Genomic DNA, 21,652 nt, shown 5'->3' on the forward strand with positions numbered 1-21,652 from the left:
CCCGGCCGACGGAAGACCTGGTCAGGCGGCCGGGCCGGGAGCGGCCCGGTTCGGCCCCGGCAGGGCGGGTTTGCCTTCGGCAGATAAAGGGGTATGGTTTTCCTCATACAGATGAGTGCCTAAGACGCAGGCACCCCTGAAGGAATCACAGGCTCCCCACGCCTATACGTCCTCCCAGAGGTGTGCCATGAACATTGCATTCGTCTCCTTCGACACCGTGTCTCCCTCTCAGAGCCGGTCGGACATCGCCTCGCAGCGTGAGCACCTTCTGTCCGTCGCCCGTGAGCTCGGTCGTGACCACAAGGTCACCGTTTACTCCCGGAAGACCTCCGAGGACGACCGGGACCGCGTCCGCGTCTCCCCCGGCGTCACCGTGGAGAACCTCTCCGCCGGACCTGCCGGGGACCTCTCCGAAGACGCCCTGCTGCCCCACCTGTCCCGCCTCGGCGACCAGCTGATGCGCCGCTGGCACCAGGAGCGCCCGGACGTCGTCCACGCCCGTTCCTGGATCGGCGGGCTGGCCGCCATCGCCGGCGCGGACGGCCTCGACGTTCCGCTCGTGCAGAGCTTCGGCGCCTGCCGTACCCGTGACCCCAAGAAGATCCGCGTGCAGCGCGCGATCGCCCGCCGGGCCGGCGCGGTGGTCGCCGGGTGCGGCGACGAGGAGTCCACGCTGATCCGGCTGGGCGTGCCGCGCAACGCGATCTCGGTGATCCCCTGCGGCGTCGACGTCGAGCGCTTCCGCCGTCAGGGCCCGGCCGCGGCCCGCGGCAACCGTCCGCGCCTGCTGCACGTCGGCTCGCTGGCCCCCGGCCAGGGCGTCCACACCGCGCTGCGCGCCCTGGAGGGCGTCCCGGACGCCGAGCTGCTCATCGCGGGCGGCCCCGCCGCCGCCGAGCTGGAGCACGACGCCGAGGCGCACCGGCTGACGCTGCTGGCCAAGGAGATGCGGCTGGAGGACCGCGTCACGCTCCTCGGGCACGTGCCGCACACCACGGTGGCCAAGCTGATGCGCAGCGCCGACGTGGTGCTGTCGCTGCCGCGCGAGGCGGGCAGCGGCGCGGTGGCTCTGGAGTCCATGGCGTGCGGCGTGCCGGTGATCGCCTCCGCGGTGGGCGCCCACCTCGACTCCGTCGTCGACGGCGTGACCGGCCTGCTGGTGCCGGCCGACCGCCCGGCGCAGACCGCCCGGCTCACCCGTGAGCTGCTCGCCGACCCCACCCGCCGCACCGCGCTCGGCTTCGCCGGCGCCGACCGCGCCCGCTCGCGCTACTCGTGGGAGCGGATCGCCCAGGAGTTCGCCCAGGTGTACGAGGGCGTGCTCGCCACGCGGCACGCGATGGCCGCCTAGTCCGCCGCCGACGTCGCCGGCGGACACCCGCCGAGTCCCCTTCGGGGACTCGAAAGCCAGGGCCCTTCGGGGCCCTGTTTTTTTGCCCCCGCCCGGTCGCCGGTCCGCTCCCGGCCCGCCCCGGCGGCCCGTACGGCACTGCACCGACGGGATCAAAGCAGACGGGCTCCCGGCGGGGCGGGGCTCAGAGCAGGCGGGCCGCCTTGAGGGAGAGGTGGACCAGCAGCCGGTCCGCGCCGTCGTCGAGGTCGCGGCCGGTGATCCTCCCGGCCTTGGCCAGCCGGTAGTAGAGCGTCTGGCGGTGCACGCCGAGCGCCGCCGCGGTCTGCTGGACGTGTCCCGCCCGGTCGAGGTACTCCTCCACCGTCCTGGCCACCTCCGGGTCGCGGGCCAGCGCCGCGGTCTCCTCGGCCAGTTCCCGCAGGGCGTCCCGGGGCAGGCGGGCGAGCGTCCGGTAGACGCCGAGGTCGGGCCAGGACGCGACGGGCGCGAGGGCCGGCACCCGGTCGGCCACCTTCAGCGCGCTGACGGCCTCCCGCCAGCTCCGCCACGCCTGGGCGGGCTCGCCGCGGGCGCCGCCGACGCCGGCGGCCGTGCCGTACATGGCCTGGACCCGGCAGGCGGTCTCCCGGGCCTGGCCGGCCGGGGCGAGCAGCGCGACCAGGGACTCGCCCTCGCCGACCACGCCGGGATCGGCGAGCACGGCGCGCGGCAGGGCCCACAGCGCGGCCACCCGGTCCAGCGAGCCGCGGACGGCGATCGCCGCCACCGGGCCGGGCAGGTCGAGCCTGGACAGCGCCCAGGAGCGCTCCTCGGCGTCGGAGGAGAACAGCCCCCGCAGGTTCCCGCCGAGATCCTGGCGGCGGCGGGCCTCCTGGGCGAGCATCGCGGCGGCCCGGGCCACCAGCGGCGCCACCGACGCGAGCGCGTCGTCGCCGAGGGTGCCGTCGTCGAGCAGCCACAGGTACCCGTAGGTGACGTCGTTGTGGCGCAGCGGCACGCACACCCGGGCGAGCACGCCCAGCGCGGCGTCGGCGGGGATGCGGACCGGGCCGCGCGCCGCGGCGATGCCGTACCCCTCGAAGTAGGCCCGCACCTCGGGGGTCGCGCGGCGGCGCAGGATCGACTCCTGGCGCACCTCGTCGATGTCGCCGCTCTGCGCGCCGTAGGCGAGGAGCTGGAAGGAGCGGTCCTCCAGCGTGGCCGAAGCCCCCAGCCGGGCGGCGATCTCGTCGATGGTCTCCTGCAGCACCGTTCCATTGTCCGGCACTTTGGACAAATGTCGGAAAGCGCCGCCAGCTGATCGTTGCACATGCACATGCGCCTTTGCTGACCTGCGGTTTTAGCATGGAAACATGCTCGGTTCCCTTCTTCTCGCCGGTTCGCGGATGCCGCTCGTGCGGCGCGCGGTCTCCGGCGTCCCCCTGACACGCAAGGTCGTCGACCGCTTCGTCGCGGGTGAGAGCACCCGCGAGGCGGTGGAGGCCGTCCACCGGCTGGCCGACGCCGGCCTGGCCGTCACCGTCGACCACCTCGGTGAGGAGACCCGGGACGCCGAGGCGGCCGCCAAGACGGCCGAGGCGTACGTCACGCTGCTCGGCGCGCTGCGCGAGCTGGAGCTCGGCGACCGCGCCGAGGTGTCGGTGAAGCTGTCGGCCGTCGGCCAGGCGCTCGGCGCGGACGGCGACAAGATCTCGCTGGACAACGCCCGTCGGATCGCCGAGGCCGCCCGTGCCGCCGGGGCGACCATGACCCTCGACATGGAGGACCACACCACGGTCGACTCCACGCTGGGGACCCTGCGCGCGCTGCGTGAGGACTTCCCCTCCACCGGCGTCGCCCTGCAGGCGTACCTGTTCCGCACCGAGGGCGACTGCCGCGACCTGTCGCACGCCGGCTCGCGGGTCCGCCTGGTCAAGGGGGCCTACGCCGAGCCCGCCTCCGTGGCCCACCAGGGCAAGGCCGACGTCGACCGGGCCTACGTCCGCTGCCTGCGCCTCCTGATGGGCGGCGAGGGCTACCCGATGGTGGCCACGCACGACGACCGGCTGATCGCGATCACCGAGACCCTCGCCGACCGGTTCGAGCGTCCCCGGGGCGGCTACGAGTACCAGATGCTCTACGGCATCCGGACCGACAAGCAGCAGGCCCTGGCCGGGGCGGGTCACACCGTGCGCGTCTACATCCCCTACGGCGACGACTGGTACGGCTACTTCATGCGCCGGCTGGCCGAGCGCCCCGCCAACATCGCCTTCTTTCTCCGCGCCCTTGGAGGCAAGTGATGGATGCCATCTCCAACGTCCCGGCTCCGTTCAACGAGCCGGTGCTGGGCTACGCGCCCGGCAGCGCCGAGCGCGCCGCGCTCGAGAACCGCATCAAGGAGCTCTCCGGAGCCCAGCTCGACCTGACCATGACGATCGGCGGCGAGCAGCGCATGGGCGGCGGCGCCTCCATCGACGTGGTGCAGCCGCACAACCACGCCTCGGTGCTGGGCCGTACGGCCGACGCCACGGCCGGTGACGTGCGGGCCGCGATCGACTCCGCGCTGGCGGCGGCCCCGGCCTGGCAGGCGCTGTCGTTCGACGAGCGCGCCGCGATCTTCCTGCGCGCGGCCGACCTGCTGGCCGGCCCGTGGCGGCAGACGCTGAACGCCGCGACGGTGCTGGGCCAGTCGAAGTCGGCGCAGCAGGCCGAGATCGACTCCGCCTGCGAGCTGATCGACTTCCTGCGGTTCAACGTCTCCTACGCCCGGCAGCTCTACAGCGACCAGCCGGTGTCGTCGCCGGGGGTGTGGAACCGGATGGAGTACCGCCCGCTGGAGGGCTTCGTCCTGGCGATCACGCCGTTCAACTTCACCGCCATCGCCGGCAACCTGCCGACCTCGGCGGCCCTGATGGGCAACGTCGTCGTCTGGAAGCCCTCCCCCACCCAGCAGTTCGCCGCGCACTTCACCATGCGGCTGCTGGAGGAGGCCGGGCTGCCGCCGGGCGTCATCAACATGGTCACCGGCAACGGCCAGGCCGTCTCCGAGGTGGCCCTCACCCACCCGCAGCTCGCCGGCATCCACTTCACCGGCTCCACCGCGACCTTCCAGCACCTGTGGTCCACGGTGGGCGCGAACATCGCCTCCTACCGCGGCTACCCGCGCCTCGTCGGCGAGACCGGCGGCAAGGACTTCGTGCTGGCCCACCCCTCGGCCGACCCGGCGGTGCTGACCACCGCGCTGGTCCGGGGCGCCTTCGAGTACCAGGGCCAGAAGTGCTCGGCGGCCTCGCGCGCCTACGTCCCGCGGTCGCTGTGGTCGCTGATCCGCGACGAGCTCGTCGGCACCGCCGAGGCGCTGACCGTCGGCGACGTGTCCGCCGACCTGTCGACCTTCATGGGCGCGGTCATCAACGACCAGGCGTTCGCCAAGCACAGGGCGGCGATCGACCGGGCCCGCTCGCTCGACTCGATCGACGTGCTGACCGGCTCCTACGACGACTCCACCGGCTACTTCGTGCGGCCCACCGTCCTCGAGTGCGCCGACCCGGCCGACGAGATCTTCGCCAAGGAGTACTTCGGGCCCATCCTCGGCGTCCACGTCTACGACGACGCGGACTTCGACGCGGTGATGGACCAGATGGAGAACGTCTCGCAGTACGCGCTGACCGGTTCGATCATCGCCCGTGACCGGTACGCGATCGCGGCGGCGTCGGAGCGGCTGCGCTTCGCGGCGGGCAACTTCTACGTCAACGACAAGCCCACCGGCGCGGTCGTCGGCCAGCAGCCCTTCGGTGGCGCCCGCTCCTCGGGCACCAACGACAAGGCCGGCTCGATCTACAACCTGATCCGCTGGGTGAACTCCCGCACGATCAAGGAGACGTTCGTCCCGCCGACCGACTACCGCTACCCGCACATGGGCTGACCTTCCACGGTCCGGCCGGTCCGGACACCCCTGGGAAGCGGTGACGCCCGGGTCTCAACGACGAGACCCGGGCGTCACCCTTTTCCGCCGCGCCCGGACCTCGAGCCGGGTGGCGCCGAGGTCACCCCGGCGAGTGGGAGCCCACATCCGGGTCCGGCGATCGACCGGCGTACTTCGTATACGGCTGCCGACCCCGCAACCTCCTACTGTATAAATGGAGTTATACGGTTTCCGTTGAAGTCGATATCCCTTCCCGAGGAGAGCTCTGGATGGACAAGCCGGTGCGGCTCCTGGCGCGGGACCGCGAGTGGGCCCTGCTCTGCGACTTCCTCGCCGACCCGGCGCCCGCCATGCGCATCGCCGTCGTCTCGGGACGGCGCCGCCACGGCAAGTCCTTTCTTCTGCACGCCCTGGCGGAAGTCGCGGGCGGCCTTTACCTGACGGCGGTGCGCGAAGAGGGCCGTGGCCCCGCGTTGCGCCGGTTCTCCGACGAGATCGCCGCGTACGCGGGGCTCCAGGCCGGGAGCATCCGCTTCGACGACTGGTGGATGCTGCTGCGCAACGCCGTTCAGGTGGTCGCCGGCGGCCGACCTGCGGGACGCCCCCTACTGATCATCGATGAACTGCCCTACCTGATGCAGCACTCACCCGAGGTGCCCGGCATCCTTCAAGCCCTGTACGACGAGACCCAGTTCGGCGATCACCCACCGGTCCGTCTCATCCTGTGCGGATCGGCGATCAGCGTCATGCACGAACTGCTCTCCGGTACCAAGCCGCTCCGCGGCAGGGCGGTGATCGACCTGAGGCTTCAGGCGTTCGACCACCGCACTGCACGAACGTATTGGGGAATCGAGTCCCCGGAGGTGGCGCTCCGGGTGCACGCCGTACTAGGCGGGGCTCCCGGTTACCTGCCGCTGGCCGGGCGTCCGGCTCCCCGCGGCGGGGCCGATTTCGACACGTGGGTGACACAGACGGTCCTCAACCCCGGCCGCGCGGTGTTCTCCAGGGCGGAGGCGGAGTATCTCCTGCGTGAGGACCCGCGCATCACCCAGCACATGCTCTACTACGACCTGCTCTCGGCGATCGCGCACGGGGCCGGGACACCGAGCAAGATCGGCGCCGCTCTCGGCAGGGAACGCGGCGCGGTCACCTATCCCCTGGATGTGCTGGAGTCGACGGGTTACGTGACGAGAGAGCAGGATCTGCTCAAGGCCCGCAGCCCGATCATCACCCTGGCCGATCCGGTGATCCGCTTCAACCAGCTCATCACCCTGCCCCAGGCGTCGGTCATCGACCAGGGCTTCGCCGCCGAGGCGTGGAAGGTCTCGGCCCCCACCTTCAATTCCAAGATCCTGGGGCCGCATTTCGAGGCGCTGGCTCGTGAATGGACGCGCCGCTACGCTCACGAGATCCTTCCGGACGGACTCCCCGGGGATGTGGGCACCTGTGAGTTCACCGACCAGGCCGCCCGCACGAAACACGAGATCGACGTGCTGGCGCTCGCCCTCGGACAGCTTCCGCGGCACCCGCGAGCCCGGATCGCCGTCATCGGTGAAGCGAAGGCGACACTGGACCGCCGCGGTGGCACCGATCTCGCCCGTCTGGAACATCTGCGCGCCGCGCTGTCCAGGCAGGGCCACGAGACGGATCGAGCGGTCCTCACCCTGTTCTCGATGAGTGGATTCCATCCGGATCTCGTCGCCACCGCGGCCCGGCGCTCGGACGTGCTCCTGGTCGACCTGGCCGCTCTTTACGGAGACGGCGCGCCGCTCGGTCTGGGGGCATGAGAAGGCCGGCTCGATCCACAACCCGATCCGCCGGGTGAACTCCCGCACGATCAAGGAGACGTTCGTCCCGCCGACCGACTACCGCTACCCGCACATGGGCCGACCTTCCACGGTCCGGCCGGTCCGGACACCCCTGGGAAGCGGTGACGCCCGGGTCTCAACGACGAGACCCGGGCGTCACCCTTTTCCGCGACGGCAACGGCGCCGGTGCCGTCGGCGCCGCGCGGCGGCACCGGACCTTGCCGCATTTCCATAGCCGGCTATAGCATAGCCGACTATGGAAATGATCGACGTTCTGGCGATCTGTGGGAGCACCCGTGAGGGTTCGCTCAACCGATCGCTGCCGCGGACCGCGCTCCGGCTGGCCGAGGCCCCGCTGCGAGTGGAGGTGTGGGACGACCACGCCTCCGTTCCCCGCCTGGACGCCACCCGCGAGCGCCCCTTCCCGCCGGCCGTGGCCGCCCTGCGCGACCGGGTGGCGGCCTCCCGCCCGGCGGTGCCGGCGTGACGGCCGGGCGGGAGGTCGCCTCCGCGAGCGGGCCGCTCGGTTACGCCCTGGCGCAGGTCACCCGGGCCCACCGGACCGAACTGCAGCACCGGATGGCCGAACTGGGCCTGCACCTGGGGCAGGAGCTGCTCATCGTGGACCTGCACCACAACCCCGGCACCACCCAGGCCGAACTCGTCCAGCGGATCGGCATGGAACAGCCCACCATCGCCAAGGCGGTCACCCGCATGGAACGGGCCGGGTTCGTCGAACGGGTCCCCGACCCCGGCGACCGCCGGGTGACCCGGATCCGGCTGACCGAACGCGGCGAGGCCGTGGTCGGCGCGATCGTGGACGCCTGGGAGCAGACCGACCGCAGGGCCGTGGCCGGGCTCTCCGGCGACGAGATCGCCCACCTCATCCGGCTGCTGAACTCCGTTCGCGACAACCTCACCTGAACCACGGGAGGACATCATGCAACTCGGACTCGCCGGAAAAGTCGTCCTGGTGACCGGCGCCGGCACGACCATCGGCAGGGCCACCGCCCTCGCCTTCGCCGACGAGGGGGCACACGTCGCCGTCGGCTACCACACCAATCTGAAGGCCGCCGAGGAGACCGCCGCCGAGGCCGGGCGGCGCGGCGCCACGGCGATCACCTGGCGGCTCGACCTCGGTGACCCCGGCTCCCTGCACGCGGCGGTCGACCAGGTCCGCGACCGGCTCGGGCCGGTCAGCGTCCTGGTCAACAACGCCGTCCGCTGGCCGGACTGGCCCGAACCCGGCGAGCTGTTCGAGACCGCGCCCCCCGAGCGGTTCACCGCCTCGGTCACCGCCAACCTCGTCGGCCCGTACCTCCTCGCCCGCGCCGCCGTCGCCGACATGCGGGAACAGGGATGGGGCCGCGTCGTCCACGTCTCCACCGGCCTGGTCGAGGACGGCTTCCCCGGCAACGTCTCCTACGTCGCCGCCAAGGCGGGCCTGCACGGCCTGAACCGGGTGATGTCCAGGGAACTGGCCGCCGCGGGCATCCTCACCAACATCGTCATGCCGGGCTTCACCCCCGGTGACCGGCCCATGCCGCAGGAACTCCTCGACAAGGCCGCCGCCGCCGCGGCGACCGGGCGCGTCACCCACCCGGGGGACGTCGCCCGGATGATCGTCTTCCTGTGCTCGGCCGCCAACACCAACACCACCGGCGAGGCGATCAGGACCGACGGCCACTTCCTCTCCCCCGGCTGATCCGCCGCCCCACAGGCGCTCGCCCCGCCCGCCCCGCGGGCCACCGCTGCCGGATCCGTTACCGACAGTTTGTGAACCGGCCCGGGTGACCCGCCATGCTCCCTGGTAGGTACACGGGCATGGCCGACGATCACTCGGAAGCGCCCCCAGGCGCCTCCGAGGGTGCCGCCGGGGGCTTCTGCGGGCGGGGCGCTTCCCCAGCCGGGGCGCCTACTCCCACGATTCAGAGACCCTCGGCGCCGTGGCGGTACGGCGCGGCTGGACCGGAAGCGGCGTATGACCCGGCGTAGGGTCTGCGGGCTCGCCGTGTTCCGGCCGTTCCGGCCGTTCCGGCTGGAGCGGCTGGAGCGGCGCCGCCCGCGGCGGATCGTGCGCGCCGTGTACTGCGGGGTCAACAGCTTCGTCTCGCTGGTCATCCTCGCGGTCATCGCCGAGTACAGCCACGCCCCGTTCCTGTTCCCCTCGCTGGGGCCCACGGCGTTCCTGCTCTTCCACGCGCCCCTGGCGGCGTCGGCCTCACCGCACAACACCCTGCTCGGTCACCTGATCGGCGTTCTCGCCGGCTGGTTCGCGCTGGCCGTCACGGGCCTGCTGGCCACCCGTCCCGACCTGGAGGACGTGGACGCCCGGCGCGCCCTGGCCTGCGGCCTGGCGCTCGGCCTGACCTGCGGGCTGATGCCGCTGCTCGACGCGGCGCACCCGCCGGCCGGCGCCACGACCCTGATCGTCGCCCTCGGCCTGCTGCGCACGCCCGATCACCTGGTCGTCCTGATGGCCGCCGTGGTGCTCATCACGGCGCAGGGGTTCGTCATCAACCGGCTCGCCGGTCTGCCGTACCCCCTCTGGCGGCTCCCCTCGGCGGTCGCCGAGCCCTGACCGGCGCGGCGGCGCCGGTGTGACCGCAGGGTCAGGCCGTCTCCCCCAGCAGGCGGTCCCAGTCGGACAGGAAGCGGTCCAGGCCGTAGCGGGCGAGGGCGGCGGCGCGGGCGGCCTCGCCCGTCCGCGCGGCCAGGGCGGGGTCGGCGGCGAACGCCTCCAGGGCGGCGACCAGGGTGGCGACGCGAGTGGAGATCACCCCGGCCCCGGCGGGAACGGCCTCGACGGCCTCGGTGCAGGCCGGCGCCACCACGGGCATGCCGAGCAGCATGGCCTCGATCAGCGACAGCCCCAGCGAGGTCCACCGGTAGGGGTGCAGGTAGACGCGACGCCGCGCGAGCTCGGCGTGCATCCGCCGCTGCGGCAGGTCCTCGAAGGTCCCGTACGGCAGGCCGGTGACCTTCATCCCGAAGAGGTCCAGCGGCACGGCGGCGGCGAAGCGCGGGAGCAGGTCGGTGCCGGCGACGCGGGTACGGCGGACCGGCTCGTTGACCACGACGCCGGCGCGGGGAAGCTCCCCGGTGTAGCGGTGCCCGGGATCCACGACGCCGTGCTCGATGACCCGGGCGGGGGCCAGGCCGGAGTCCCAGAACAGCTCGTTGAAGTGCGTCACGTGCACCAGCGGGATGTCGGAGCGGCCGGCGAGCGGGTGGCGGGTGCGCGGGACGTCCCCGGCGGGGGTGTTGTGCTCGACGTAGACGGCCGCCAGGTCGCGTCCCGGGCGGCGGCCGAGCCAGTGCTCGGCGAGTTCGATCTCGTGGGGCCGCTGCAGGACGGCGATGTCGATCTCCTCGTCGCGGAGCCGGGCCCACGGCACCTCGCGGGCGTTCGGAGGCCAGGGGAAGGTGCGGGCCCGGCCGCGGCCGTCGGGGCCGCGGTCCGGGACGAGCGGCACCAGGTAGTCGTGGCCGCCCTGGACGAACGCGGTGGTCCACGATCCGTGCACGTGCCACAGCAGGATCTTCACGCCGGCTCCTCGGTGTCGGCCCGCGCGGTCGCGACGGGAACGATGGACGCGGGGGAGACAGGGGCGGTGGAGGTGGAGGCGGTGGAGGTGGAGGCGGTGGAGGTGGAGGCCGCGGACGCGGCCGGGCGGGCGGGAACGGCCGGGGCGCCGGGGGGCACGGGGAGGTCCGGGAACGCCGGGGCGGGGCGCAGCGCCAGGTCCACGGCGGCGGCGAGGTCGGCGGCGACCTCGGGCGCCGCCGCCACCTCCTCGGGCAGGGTGACCGGCGTCGGGACGAGGATGCCGCGCGCCCCGGCCGCGCGGGCGGCCTCCACGTCGCGTCCGATGTCGCCGACGACCACGCAGTCGCGGGCGTCGACGCCGAGGACGGCCGCCGCGTGCAGCACCAGCCCGGGGGCGGGTTTACGGCAGGCGCACCGGTCATCCTCGCCGTGGGGGCACACCGCCCAGACCGCGAACGGGCCGAGCAACTCCTCCACGCGCCGGTTGACGTCCTCCAGCGCGTCCGGGCCGACGAGGCCCCTGGCCACCCCCGACTGGTTGGTCACCACCCCGACCGGGATCCCGGCCCGGCGCAGCCGGTCAAGCGCGCGGCGGGCGCCCGGCACCGGCCGTACCCGGCCGGGGTCGGCGTTGTAGGGGACGTCCTCGATGAGGGTCCCGTCCCGGTCGAAGAGCACCGCGGCCGGGCGGCGGGCGGGCGGGGGTTCACCCGGGCGGACGGATGCCGTCTCCGGCCGCCCTGACGGCGAGACTCCCGGGCCGGGGGGCGGCGCTCCCGGACCGGGGGGCGGCGCTTCCGGGTCGGGGGACGGCACTTCCGGGTCGAGGGGTGGCGCCTCCGGGCGGGCGGACGGCGGCGCTCCCGGACCGGGGGACGATGCTTCCGGGCCGGGGGACGGCACTTCCGGGCGGGTGGGCAAGGGCACCTCCGAGCGGACGGACGGCGGCGGATCTCCGCCCGGGGTCCGCCTGCCGGTGAACGGCGCCTTCAAGCGGACGGGCGGCACCTCCGGACGGGGTGGGCGACGTCGTCTCGGCGCGGGCGGGCGGCGCGTTCCCGGCGCCGCGGGCTCCCCGGGGGGCCGCCCGGGATGATCTGCGTTTTCCCTGCCCCGGGGCTCACCAAACGGCTGCTTACCAGGACGAGACACGGCTTGCGCTTCGTCTACCTTCTCTTCCCGGAAATCCGAGGTTTGGGAGGCGCTTCTCTCGGTAGTCGTGCGCGTACCTCAAAAAGGGGGCGGAATGCGATTTCTCGTGGTAAATCCGATCTCTCATGACCCTGCCGCCACACGGGCCACCGGCGGACGCGCGGCCCTGAAGGCCCCGACGGCTGCGAAGGCTGGGACGACCGCAACGGCCGGGCAGCCGTGTCCGGCCCGCCGAGCGGAGGTGCTCACCTCATGATCACCGTGGTGGTCCCGACCGTGGGCCGGCCCAGCCTGGCCGCTACGCTGGCCGCGCTCGACCCGGGTCCGGACGTCATCGTCGTCGACGACCGGCCCGAGCACGTGCCCGACCCCCGTACCGACCTGGCCGACGCCGTGATGTGCGAGCTGCCGGGCCTGGCCGAGGCGCGCTCGCCCGGCCGCGACGGCGAGGCGGGGCAGCCGATCCGGGTGGTGCGTTCGGGCGGGCGGGGGCGGGCCGCCGCCCGCAACGCCGGCTGGCGGGCCGCGGACACCCCGTGGGTGGTGTTCCTCGACGACGACGTGATTCCCGCCCCCGGCTGGGTGCGGGCGCTCCGCGCCGACCTGGCGGACCTCCCCGCCGACGTGGCCGGCAGCCGGGGCCGCGCCGAGGCGCCGTCCGATGCCGGGCCCGAGGCCGGACGGCCGGGCGGCGTAAGGCGTGACACCATCGGGCGGCCGGCCGGTGGTGGGCGCGACGCCGGGCGGGCGGTCGCCGGCTGGACCACCGCCGACATGGCCTACCGGCGGGAGGTGCTGGAGCGGACCGGCGGGTTCGACGAGCGCTTCTCCGGCGCCTTCCGGCAGGACGCCGATCTCGCGCTGCGGGTGACGGCGGCCGGTCACCGCCTGGTCAGGGGCGAGCGCGTCGCCCGGCACCCGTCCCGGCACGGCGGTCCGTGGGCGGACGTGCGCAGCCAGCGCGGCAACGCCGACGACGCGCTGATGCGCCGCCTGCACGGCCCGGCCTGGCGGACGGCCGTCGGCGGCGGGCCGGGAGGGCTGCGCCGCCACGCGCTGACGACGGGGCTGGGAGCGCTGGGCCTGCTGGCCGGCGGCCTGGCGGGCGGTGTCGCCGCACGCGGCGGGCCGCGCGCCGCCGGGGCTCTGCGCGGCGCCGCGGCGCTGGCCGGAGCGGGCTGGCTGGCGCTGACCGCGGAGTCCGCCTGGGCCCACATCGCCCCGGGGCCGCGTACCCGGCAGGACATACGGCAGACGCTGCTCACCAGCATGCTCATCCCGCCCGCCGCCTGCGCGCACCGGCTGCTGGGCGAGTGGCGGGCCCGCCGGTGACGGCCGCCGCGGCGGGGCCGGACCCGGCGCCCGGCTCCGCCGCCTGACCCGCCTCCGCCGCCGGCCGGGTCCCCGCCGTCGGCGGCCGGGGCGGGGCCCGACCTGCGCCGTCCGACCCGCTTCCGCCGGCCGGGGCGGGGCCCGACCTGCGCCGTCCGACCCGCTTCCGCCGGCCGGGGCACCGCCGACGAGTTCGGGGCGGGATCCGGCCCGCACCGCCCGGCCGGCTTACGCCCATCTGACCTGCGTGTTTGCCCGCCGTACTGGTGGGTAACCATCTGCATGATGGTCCTCAGCAGGGGCGCGGCCGAGGTGCCGCCCATGCCGTCACACCTCCAGCTGGAGGTGACCTCGGCGTGCAACCTCCGCTGCCGGATGTGCCTGGTCCGCTACCGCCCTCCGGTCAACAAGATCGAGGGGGCGATGTCCCCGGAGCTGTTCCGCCGGATCCTCGACGCGGTGCCGGGACTGCGCCGGCTCACCCTGCAGGGTCTCGGCGAGCCGCTGCTCCACCCTCATCTGATCCAGATGCTGACCGAGGCGAAGCGGCGCGGCATCGAGACCGGCTTCAACACCAACGCCACGCTGCTCACCGCCCGCCGCTCGGCGGAGCTGGTCGGACTCGGCGTGGACTGGGTGCACGTCTCACTGGACGGGGCCACCGCGGGCACCTACGAGGCGATCCGGGAGGGCGGCCGGTTCGACGCGGTGGCGGCCAACCTCCGGGGCCTGTGGCAGGCCAAGCGGGCGGCGGGCGCGCGGCTGCCGTGGACGCGTGTCGTGTTCGTCGCGATGCGCCGCAACCTCGGCGAGCTGCCCGGCGTGGTGCGGCTGCTCGCCGGATGGGGCGTGGACGAGCTGCGCGTGCAGAACCTGGCGCACACGTTCGAGGACGCCGACGGCGGCTACGCGGAGATCCGCGCGTTCACCGAGGCCGAGTCGCTGTGGAACGGCGAGGACCGGTCCCGTGCGGCCGAGGTGTTCGCCGAGACGGAGACGGTGGCCGCGGAGCACGGCGTCCGCGTCCGGCTGCCCGGGCTGGACGAGCGCCCGGCGCGGCGGCGGCCGGGCGAGCCGGGCTGCTCCTGGCCGTGGGAGGCGGCGTACGTCACCAGCGAGGGGGTGGTCCAGCCGTGCTGCATGGTCATGGGCGACGACCGGATCACCCTGGGGGACCTGCGCAGCCAGTCCCTGGAGGAGATCTGGGCGGGTGGGCCCTACCGGGAGTTCCGCCGCCGGCTGATGGGCGACGACCCGCCCGAGGTCTGCCGCGGCTGCGCGCTCTACCGCGGCACCTTCTGAAGGCGCGCCGTCAGAGCCGACCGTCGCCGTCCGGGCCGGAGCCGTCCAGGCCGGAGCCGAGGCCGTGCACGGTGGTGACGTCGACGAGCCCGGAGATGAACAGGACCGGGGCGAGCAGGGGGTTGGCGACCAGTTCGATGTGCGGGGCGTGGTCGAACAGGACGGTCAGCCCGGCGCTGTCGAGGTAGTCCACCGCGGCGAGGTCGACGACGAGGTGGCCGTCGTCGGCGGCCCGGGTCAGGGCCGCGTCGAAGGTGCCGGCGTTGCTCATGTCGATCTCACCGGTGACGGTGAGGACCTGGGTACCGTCGGGGCGCCGCGAGGCGGCCATCGTCAAGGGGGTGGTCATCGGGTGATCCTCGTGTGCATGTCGACGGTGGTGCCTGCGGCTCCGGGTTCGATGGTGACATGATGCATCAGGGCGCGCATGAGGGCGACGCCCCGGCCGCGGTGGGTGTTGGCCTCCGGCCGGGGGGTCTTCCACCGCCCGCTGTCGGCCACGGTCAGGTGCAGGTCGACGCCGGTGGCGACCGCCCGCAGCCGGATCATGTCGCCCGGACTGTGGCGATGGCCGTGCTCGATGGCGTTGGCGCAGGCCTCACCGGCCGCGACCAGGACGTTCTGGATCATCGAGGAGCTGATCTCGCAGCGGTTCAGCCAGTCGCGCAGCGCCGTGCGCACCGGGGCGAGCTGGCCGGACTCGGCGGGGAAGGCCACCTCCAGCGGCGCGGGCTGGCGGTACAGCAGGAGGGCGACGTCGTCGCTGTACCCGCTGTCCGGCTCCATGCGGGTCATGACCTCGGTGGCGAGGTCCTCTATGGGGGTGGAGCGGCCGTCCTGGACGGCGGCGCCGGCCTGGTCGATGCCGTCCGTGAGCGGGCGGCTGCGGCGCTCGACCAGGCCGTCGGTGTACAGCAGCAGGGTGGAGCGGGCCGGCATCGTGCAGGCCGCCTCGGGGCGCGCCCGGCCGGGGCGGGCGGCCAGCGGGGTGGAGCGGCCGTCCCGCAGCAGCCGGGTGGCGCCGTCGGGAAGGACCAGGATGCCCGGTGGATGCCCGGCGCTGGAGTAGGCGAGGTCGCCGGTGGCGGTGTCCAGGACGCCGCAGAAGACGGTGGTGTACCGGGCGCCGGGGACCTGCGCGGCGAACCGGTCGAGGGCGGTGAGCACCTGGGAGGGGCCCGCCTCCTGCAGCAGCAGGGCGCGGCAGGCGCTGCGCAGCTGCCCCATGACGGCCGCGGCCTCAAGGCCCCGGCCCACGCAGTCTCCGACCACGATGCCGATGCGCTCGTCGGGCAGCGGCACGATGTCGTACCAGTCGCCGCCGACCTCCAGGGGCCGGCCGGCCGGTTCGTAGCGTACGGCGAAGCCGTCGGGCAGCCGGGACGGGCCGAGGATGGCCCGCTGCAGCGCCACCGCGGTCTCGCGCTGCCGGTCGAGCTGGTGGGCCCGGTGCAGGCCCTGACCGAGGTGGCCGGCCAGCAGCGCCAGCAGGGTCTGGTCCTCGGCGGTGAAGGGCCGGTTCTGGTCGAGGTCGATCCAGACGGCGAGCAGCCCGGCGGGATGCTCCAGGGTGACGCCCGCGCCGCCGGCCTCGCTCGCGGACGGGCGCAGCGGCGGCTGCTCGCGCAGGGCGCCGAGCGAGGCGCGCAGCTCCGGCGGCAGGGTCCGCCAGTCGGCTCCGGCGGCGGTGGAGGTCAGGGCGGGCCCGTCGTCGCCGCTCCAGAGGGCGGCCAGCACCTGGCGGGCGTGCCAGACCTCCCGAAGCTCCTCCAGCGCCCCGCTCAGGGCGTCGGTCATGCTGCCGGCCTGCGACAGGCGGACGCTGAGGGCCGCCAGCGCGCTCTCGCGCTGCACGGCGTAGTGCTCGGCGGTGACGTCGCGGAGGGTGCCGACGACCCGGCGGCGGCCGGTGTCGGGATCGAGGACGTCGTTGAAGGTGACCGCCACCCACACCCGGTGCCCGTCGCGGTGGGCGAGGGGTATCACGCCCCTGCCCTTCCCGACGTCCAGGAGCCTGGAGAAGACGTCGCCGACCAGCCGGTGCCCTTCGGGGTCGTCGGCCTCGTCGGGCCACCACGGGTGGATCGGCCGGTACGGCAGGCCGTCGGCGTCGTAGCCGAGGATGTCGGTGAACGCCGAGTTGATCTCGATGACGGCGCCGTCCTCGTCGCAGACGAAGAACGCCTCCTGCAGGGAGTCGATCAGCGCGTTGCGCCACCGGGTGTGGTGGCCGCGCAGCCGCGCCAGCTCCACGTTGGCCCGCACCCGGGCCAGCAGTTCGGCCGCGGAGAAGGGCTTGACGAGGTAGTCGTCGGCGCCGGCCTCCAGGCCCTCGATGGACGCCTCCTGCCCGGCGCGGGCCGACAGCAGCAGCACCGGCACGCCGGCGGTGCGCGGGTCGGCGCGCAGCGCGGCGACCAGTTGCAGGCCGTCCAGCCGCGGCATCATCACGTCGCTGACCACCAGGTCAGGCGGGTCGGCGCGGACGGCATCCAGGGCGTCCCGGCCGTCGGTGACGACCGTGACGCGGTAGGCCGGGCGCAGCAGCCGGGTGAGGTACTCGCGCATGTCGGCGTTGTCGTCGGCGATCAGTACCCGGGCCCGCCCGGCCTCGCCGTCCTCCGGCGTGGGAAGGCCCTCGGGGGCCCGCCCGGCGGCGCCGTCCCGCCCGGCCCCGGTGATCTCCCCGGTCTCCCCCGGTTCCCCGGCGCTCCCGGTGTCCCGGGCGGGCGCGTCGCCGGGCAGCCAGCGCAGGGCCTCCTCGACGAACGGGTCGGCGGTGACGGAGACCGCCTCCGCCGCGCCGGCCGGGACGATGTTCCCGGGGGGCAGGTGCGCGGCGCCGAAGGGCAGGCGGACGGTGAACGTGGTGCCCTCGCCCTCGGTGCTCTCGGCGGTGATGGCGCCGCCGTGCAGCCCGACGAGCTCCCGCACCAGGGCCAGGCCGATGCCGCTGCCCTCGTTGGAGCGTGACCGGGCGCTCTCGACGCGGTGGAAGCGCTCGAACAGCCGCGGCAGTTCCTCCTCGGAGATCCCGACGCCGGTGTCGGCGACCGTGAGGACGGCGTGCTCGCCGTCGCCGCGCAGCGCGACCCGGATCGAGCCGTCGAAGGTGAACTTCAGCGCGTTGCTGAGGAGGTTCAGCACCACCTTCTCCCACATGCCCCGGTCGATGTGGACCGGCTCGGGGAGGGGCGGGCAGTCCACGTCGAAGGCCAGCCCGGCCTTGTCGATCGCGGAGCGGAAGACGCTGGCCAGCTCGGCGGTGACGACGGAGAGGTCCACCGGCTCGTAGCGGGCCTGCATCCGCCCCGCCTCGATGCGGGAGAAGTCGAGCAGGGTGTTGACCAGCTTGCCGAGGCGCAGCCCGTTGCGGTGGACGACCTCGAGGTCCTCGCGCACCCGCGCGTCCGCGCCGGCCAGCGCGCCCCGCAGTTCCTGCACCGGCCCCATGATCAGGGTCAGCGGGGTGCGGAACTCGTGGCTGACGTTGGAGAAGAAGGCGGTCTTGGCCCGGTCGAGCTCGGCCAGCTCCTCGGCCCGGCGCTGCTGGAGCTGGTAGGCGACCGCCGCGTTGACCAGGGCGGCGGTCTGCCGCGCCACCAGGCCGAGGAACGACTCGTAGGCCTCGTCCAGGGCCCGGCCGGCGCCGGCCGCCAGCACGATCACCCCGACGTTCCGGCCGCCGGTCTCACCGGCCAGCGGCAGCACCATGGCCTGCGTCGGCGGGGTCTGCCAGCCTCCGGCGGGCAGGGCGCCGAACCGCTCCGCCACGTCCGTCATCGTGACGGGCCGCCCGGTGTCCAGCACCTCCCGCAACGGCCAGTCCCCGGGCCCGTCCGCCAGGGGACGGATCTCGGTGCCCTCGGGACTGGTGGCGGTCAGCACCGGCTCGTCGTCCCCGGGCCGGCGCAGGTAGATCGCGGCGAACGGCACGTCGAGGCCGGCCCGCTCCAGCACCCGGGCCACGAGCCGGCACGCCTCGGTGACGCTGCGGGCGTGGCCCGCCTGGGCGCCCAGGTCCTGCAGCACGGCCAGGCGGCGTTCGCCGATCACCCGCTCGGTGGTGTCGCTGACCGCGGTGAACACCCCGCGTACGGTACCGTCGTCGTCGTGCAGCGGGCTGTAGGAGTAGGTCCAGTAGGTCTCCTCCCAGTAGCCGTGCCGGTTCATCGGCAGCAGGAGGTCCTCCGACCAGGTGGCCTCCCCCGAGGCCATCACCGACCGCAGCATCGGCCCGATGGTGTGCCAGATCTCCTCCCACACCTCCTCGCCCGTCTTGGCCAGGGCGGGATGCTTCGATCCCAGCAGCGGGAGGTAGGCGTCGTTGTAGAGGAAGCGCAGCTCCTCCCCCCACCAGACGATCATGGGGAAGCGCGAGGTCAGGCAGATCCGGCAGGCGGTGCGCAGGCTCGTCGGCCAGGCGTCCGGCTCGCCCATGGAGATCGAGGACCACGGGTAGGCGCGCATCCGCCGCGCCATCTCGCTGGTTCCGGGGAACATCAGTTCCGCGGCTCCGGAGCGCTCCAATTCGCTCATCGCCCGCCTTCCTCAACGCTCCGGCCGGTAAGTCTCCAGTTCAACGATTACGTAGGATAGGGCAAACCACTATGGGGGCATTAACGTTGCCCCTGGCCCTGCCAGCGCCCGCCCGACCCCAGTTCCCTCTCCAGGAGTCATGGTGCACAACGGTCTGACCGTCACCCTCCAGTCTCACCCCGCCGGCCCTCGCCTGCTGGTCGTGACGGGTGACCTGGACCATCACACCAGCCCTGGCCTGCGGGACACCGTGGAGGAGCTTCCCATGGAGGCCGGGTCCGGCGTGGTGGTCGACCTCTCGGCCCTGACGTTCTGCGACTCCACCGGCATCGCCGTGCTCATCGCGGCCCACCAGCGTGCCCAGGCGGCCGGGGCCTCCCTGGCGCTGGCCGGCATCGACCCCGACATCGCCCGCGTCTTCCGCATCATGGGACTGGACCGGCTGCTGTCCTTCTACGACACCGCCGAGGACGCGGTGCGGGCCCTGTCGGCCTGACCTCCGCCGGCCCGGGGCACGGCGGCGAGCGCCAGGACCGCCAGGTCGTCGCGCAGCCCCTCACCCCACCGGTTCAGGGCGTCGGCCATCAGGACCTCGACGATCCGGTCGGCCGGCCGGTCGTCCGGTCCGGGCGGAAGGTGGGCGGCCAGCGTGACGGCGAGGTCGTCGGGCCGCCGCTGGCGGTGGGAGGCGCCACCCTCGACGAAGCCGTCGGTGTAGAGCACGAGGCTGTCGCCGGGACGCAGGTCCAGTGAGTGCGCGGGGTAGTGCGCCCCGTCGAACAGGCCCAGCGCCGGGCCGTAGCCGTCCAGTGCCTCCACGGCCATGGCGACGGCGCCGCCGGCGCGCCGCAGGATCGGGGAGGGGTGCCCGGCGCAGGCCAGCCGTACCCGGACGGGTTCGGCGGAGCAGTCCACGACGGCGTAGGCGAGCGTGCAGAACGGGCTGTTCTCGCGCCGCAGGGCGCGGTGGACCAGCGGCAGCACGTGGCCGGGGTCGGCGTCCTGCTGGGCGGCGGCCCACAGGGTGTGGCGGACCAGGCCGGTGACGGCGGCCGCGGCCGGTCCCTTGCCGCACACGTCTCCCAGCGCGACGGCCCAGCGGTCGCCGGGCAGCGGGAAGGCGTCGTAGAAGTCGCCGCCGATCTGCAGGCCGTCGCCGTACGGGCGGTAGCGGGCGGCCAGTTCGACGCCGGGCGGCTCGGGAAGCCGCGGCGGCAGCAGGGGGCGCTGCAGCGCGTCGGCGGTGGCGCTCAGCCGTTCCAGCAGCCGGTCGCGGTGCACGGCGACGGCGATCTGGTCGGCGATCCCGGCGAGCGCCCGCACGCCGGTGTCCGGCAGGCGCCGGCGGGCCAGGACGGCGAGGACGCCCATCACCTGCCCCTGGGTGACCAGCGGGTAGCCGGCGAACGCGGTCAGCGACTCGCGTCGCATCCAGTCCTGCTCCTCCACGTGCGGGTCGCCGATCGCCTCGGACGTCACGTACGGCCGGCGCGCGGCGGCGATCCGGCCGATCGTCGACTCCCCCAGCGGGACGCGGGCGCACCGGTCGTCCAGGACGGCGCCGCGGACGGCGTCGGCTGACAGGCGCAGCGTTTCCGTCTGCGGGTCGAGGATCCACACGGCGGCCACGGCGCCGTCCAGGTGGCCGGCGAGGGCCTGGACGCACCGCCGCAGCCGCTGTTCCAGCGGCTCGTCGGCGGTGACGGCCGCGGCGACCTCCCCGCTGAGCAGGGCCTGGCCGGTGCGTTCGGCCAGGGCCCGCCGTGCCTGGACGGCCTCGGTGACGTCCTCGGCCAGGACGAGGATCTGCTCGGCGCCGCCGGGGTCGGTCACCGGCTGGGGACTGAGCCGCAGCACCTGCTCGGCGCCGTCGCCGGTGACACGGGTGAAGGCCGGGTCGGCTCCGGACGGGTCGGTCCCGGCGGGGCCGGTCCCCAACGGGTCGACCCCGGACGGGCCGGTCCCCAACGGGCCGGTCCCGGCCGCGTGGGTTCCGGCGGGGCCGGTCCCAGCCGTGTCGGCGGGCGGGCCGCCGAGGTAGGCCCGCAGGCGCTCCCGGGCCTCCGCGGGGAACCACCCGTCCAGGGGGCGGCCGATGGAGCCGGGCTCCTCCAGCCCGAACAGGCCGGCGGCCCGGCGGTTCCACGCCACCAGCCGCAGGCCGGGATCGAGCAGGAGGGCGCCGGTCAGCGCCTGGCCGAGTATCGCGCCGAGCAGGTGCCGTCCCGGCTGCCGGGGAGCCTGGCCGCCGGAGGTCAGGGACTGCTGCACGGCGGCCTGGGTGGCGGCGTAGGCGCGCTCGCGGTCGATCTGCTCCATCAGCCGGTGGACGAGGTCCGGCAGGTCATCGAGCCTGTCGTGCGGCAGCGCGCAGACGAGCCGGGCCGGGGCCAGCAGCGGCAGCGCCGCGACCCGCTCCTGGTTGCGGAGCGTCGTCAGCACGACGACGGCCAGATCGCGGGGGTCGGGCCGCAGGGCGTGCACCAGGCCGACCGGGGCGGGCAGCTCCGCGCCGAGCACCACCAGGGTCGGGCGGCGCCCGCCCGGCGGGCCGTCCGCGCCCAGCAGGTCGAGGGCCCGCCCGGCGGAGACGCCCATCACCTCGGCGCCGGCCTCGGCCAGGCCGGACAGGCGCGCCTCGGCCTCGGCTCCGGCCCGCACCAGCAGGACCCGCCGGCGCCCGGACGGACCAGAGGGACCGGATGACTCAG

The 21,652-nt window shown here is 74.3% G+C and carries 17 protein-coding genes; 11 read left to right on the plus strand and 6 right to left on the minus strand.

The genetic code is table 11. From position 1 onward, the window contains the following. The first annotated feature begins 187 nt into the window (after positions 1–187). The gene (locus tag IEZ10_RS33310; protein WP_189250494.1) at positions 188–1,351 is read left to right on the plus strand and encodes a glycosyltransferase; all 1,164 of its coding nucleotides are present in this window, start codon (positions 188–190) and stop codon (positions 1,349–1,351) included. Between the two features lie 184 nt (positions 1,352–1,535). Here the strand turns inward: IEZ10_RS33310 and IEZ10_RS33315 are convergent, their stop codons facing one another. Then, a complete protein-coding gene (locus IEZ10_RS33315; RefSeq protein ID WP_229811897.1) occupies positions 1,536–2,603 on the minus strand; it encodes a PucR family transcriptional regulator in 1,068 nt (355 codons plus the stop codon). A 103-nt stretch (positions 2,604–2,706) separates the two neighbouring features. Between IEZ10_RS33315 and IEZ10_RS33320 the strand changes: the two genes are divergently transcribed. From IEZ10_RS33320 to IEZ10_RS33350, 7 genes are all read left to right on the plus strand, one after another. Further along, the gene (locus IEZ10_RS33320) at positions 2,707–3,633 is read left to right on the plus strand and encodes a proline dehydrogenase family protein (protein WP_189250496.1); all 927 of its coding nucleotides are present in this window, start codon (positions 2,707–2,709) and stop codon (positions 3,631–3,633) included. Then, entirely contained in the window at positions 3,633–5,258 is a 1,626-nt protein-coding gene (gene pruA / locus IEZ10_RS33325) for an L-glutamate gamma-semialdehyde dehydrogenase (RefSeq protein WP_189250497.1), read from the plus strand. Before IEZ10_RS33320 ends, pruA begins: the two co-directional genes overlap by 1 nt. A gap of 269 nt (positions 5,259–5,527) precedes the next feature. Next, positions 5,528–7,045: an AAA family ATPase gene (locus IEZ10_RS33330; protein WP_189250498.1), complete on the plus strand. Its 1,518-nt coding sequence runs from the start codon at positions 5,528–5,530 to the stop codon at positions 7,043–7,045. Between the two features lie 277 nt (positions 7,046–7,322). Beyond that, positions 7,323–7,553 carry an NAD(P)H-dependent oxidoreductase gene (locus IEZ10_RS33335; RefSeq protein ID WP_189250499.1) on the plus strand — a complete coding sequence of 77 codons (231 nt, stop codon included), beginning with the start codon at positions 7,323–7,325 and terminating at the stop codon, positions 7,551–7,553. Beyond that, positions 7,550–7,990 (plus strand): MarR family winged helix-turn-helix transcriptional regulator, encoded by a 441-nt coding sequence (locus IEZ10_RS33340; RefSeq protein WP_189250500.1) that lies wholly within the window; start codon positions 7,550–7,552, stop codon positions 7,988–7,990. The genes IEZ10_RS33335 and IEZ10_RS33340 overlap by 4 nt, the downstream gene beginning before the upstream one ends. A gap of 16 nt (positions 7,991–8,006) precedes the next feature. Then, the gene (locus IEZ10_RS33345; protein WP_189250501.1) at positions 8,007–8,771 is read left to right on the plus strand and encodes an SDR family NAD(P)-dependent oxidoreductase; all 765 of its coding nucleotides are present in this window, start codon (positions 8,007–8,009) and stop codon (positions 8,769–8,771) included. A 276-nt stretch (positions 8,772–9,047) separates the two neighbouring features. Then, positions 9,048–9,647 (plus strand): HPP family protein, encoded by a 600-nt coding sequence (locus IEZ10_RS33350; protein ID WP_189250502.1) that lies wholly within the window; start codon positions 9,048–9,050, stop codon positions 9,645–9,647. A gap of 31 nt (positions 9,648–9,678) precedes the next feature. Here IEZ10_RS33350 and IEZ10_RS33355 read toward each other — a convergent pair whose 3' ends face one another. Together IEZ10_RS33355 and IEZ10_RS33360 are read right to left on the minus strand one after the other, a co-directional pair. Further along, positions 9,679–10,614: a glycosyltransferase gene (locus IEZ10_RS33355; RefSeq protein ID WP_189250503.1), complete on the minus strand. Its 936-nt coding sequence runs from the start codon at positions 10,612–10,614 to the stop codon at positions 9,679–9,681. After that, positions 10,611–11,294 (minus strand): HAD-IIIA family hydrolase, encoded by a 684-nt coding sequence (locus IEZ10_RS33360; protein WP_189250504.1) that lies wholly within the window; start codon positions 11,292–11,294, stop codon positions 10,611–10,613. The genes IEZ10_RS33355 and IEZ10_RS33360 overlap by 4 nt, the downstream gene beginning before the upstream one ends. Positions 11,295–12,020: 726 nt before the next feature. Here IEZ10_RS33360 and IEZ10_RS33365 point away from each other — a divergent pair. Together IEZ10_RS33365 and IEZ10_RS33370 are read left to right on the plus strand one after the other, a co-directional pair. Continuing rightward, a complete protein-coding gene (locus IEZ10_RS33365; RefSeq protein ID WP_189250505.1) occupies positions 12,021–13,100 on the plus strand; it encodes a glycosyltransferase family 2 protein in 1,080 nt (359 codons plus the stop codon). Positions 13,101–13,385: 285 nt separating this feature from the next. Continuing rightward, entirely contained in the window at positions 13,386–14,402 is a 1,017-nt protein-coding gene (locus IEZ10_RS33370; RefSeq protein WP_189250506.1) for a radical SAM protein, read from the plus strand. Positions 14,403–14,412: 10 nt separating this feature from the next. On the opposite strand, the gene IEZ10_RS33375 is transcribed toward IEZ10_RS33370, so the two are convergent. Together IEZ10_RS33375 and IEZ10_RS40145 are read right to left on the minus strand one after the other, a co-directional pair. Then, a complete protein-coding gene (locus tag IEZ10_RS33375) occupies positions 14,413–14,751 on the minus strand; it encodes an STAS domain-containing protein (RefSeq protein WP_189250507.1) in 339 nt (112 codons plus the stop codon). Continuing rightward, complete coding sequence (locus tag IEZ10_RS40145) at positions 14,748–18,941, minus strand: SpoIIE family protein phosphatase (RefSeq protein ID WP_189250508.1); 4,194 nt, start codon at positions 18,939–18,941, stop codon at positions 14,748–14,750. The genes IEZ10_RS33375 and IEZ10_RS40145 overlap by 4 nt, the downstream gene beginning before the upstream one ends. Before the next feature lie 139 nt (positions 18,942–19,080). Here IEZ10_RS40145 and IEZ10_RS33385 point away from each other — a divergent pair, with 139 nt between their 5' ends. Further along, positions 19,081–19,437 (plus strand): STAS domain-containing protein, encoded by a 357-nt coding sequence (locus tag IEZ10_RS33385; RefSeq protein WP_189250509.1) that lies wholly within the window; start codon positions 19,081–19,083, stop codon positions 19,435–19,437. Here IEZ10_RS33385 and IEZ10_RS33390 read toward each other — a convergent pair. After that, complete coding sequence (locus tag IEZ10_RS33390) at positions 19,395–21,602, minus strand: SpoIIE family protein phosphatase (protein WP_189250510.1); 2,208 nt, start codon at positions 21,600–21,602, stop codon at positions 19,395–19,397. The two genes, IEZ10_RS33385 and IEZ10_RS33390, sit on opposite strands and share 43 nt — an antisense overlap. Positions 21,603–21,652 lie beyond the last annotated feature (50 nt).

The sequence above is a fragment of the Streptosporangium pseudovulgare genome (assembly GCF_014648055.1).
Lineage (GTDB): Bacteria > Actinomycetota > Actinomycetes > Streptosporangiales > Streptosporangiaceae > Streptosporangium > Streptosporangium pseudovulgare.

What these genes read in the sequence shown, in the direction of transcription:
- IEZ10_RS33350 (WP_189250502.1), top strand. Translation starts at nt 9,048, where the DNA reads ATGACCCGGCGTAGGGTCTGCGGGCTCGCCGTGTTCCGGCCGTTCCGG.
- IEZ10_RS40145 (WP_189250508.1), bottom strand. Translation starts at nt 18,941, where the DNA reads ATGAGCGAATTGGAGCGCTCCGGAGCCGCGGAACTGATGTTCCCCGGA.
- IEZ10_RS33375 (WP_189250507.1), bottom strand. Translation starts at nt 14,751, where the DNA reads ATGACCACCCCCTTGACGATGGCCGCCTCGCGGCGCCCCGACGGTACC.
- IEZ10_RS33330 (WP_189250498.1), top strand. Translation starts at nt 5,528, where the DNA reads ATGGACAAGCCGGTGCGGCTCCTGGCGCGGGACCGCGAGTGGGCCCTG.
- IEZ10_RS33320 (WP_189250496.1), top strand. Translation starts at nt 2,707, where the DNA reads ATGCTCGGTTCCCTTCTTCTCGCCGGTTCGCGGATGCCGCTCGTGCGG.
- IEZ10_RS33310 (WP_189250494.1), top strand. Translation starts at nt 188, where the DNA reads ATGAACATTGCATTCGTCTCCTTCGACACCGTGTCTCCCTCTCAGAGC.
- IEZ10_RS33370 (WP_189250506.1), top strand. Translation starts at nt 13,386, where the DNA reads ATGGTCCTCAGCAGGGGCGCGGCCGAGGTGCCGCCCATGCCGTCACAC.
- IEZ10_RS33335 (WP_189250499.1), top strand. Translation starts at nt 7,323, where the DNA reads ATGGAAATGATCGACGTTCTGGCGATCTGTGGGAGCACCCGTGAGGGT.
- IEZ10_RS33385 (WP_189250509.1), top strand. Translation starts at nt 19,081, where the DNA reads ATGGTGCACAACGGTCTGACCGTCACCCTCCAGTCTCACCCCGCCGGC.
- pruA (WP_189250497.1), top strand. Translation starts at nt 3,633, where the DNA reads ATGGATGCCATCTCCAACGTCCCGGCTCCGTTCAACGAGCCGGTGCTG.
- IEZ10_RS33365 (WP_189250505.1), top strand. Translation starts at nt 12,021, where the DNA reads ATGATCACCGTGGTGGTCCCGACCGTGGGCCGGCCCAGCCTGGCCGCT.
- IEZ10_RS33345 (WP_189250501.1), top strand. Translation starts at nt 8,007, where the DNA reads ATGCAACTCGGACTCGCCGGAAAAGTCGTCCTGGTGACCGGCGCCGGC.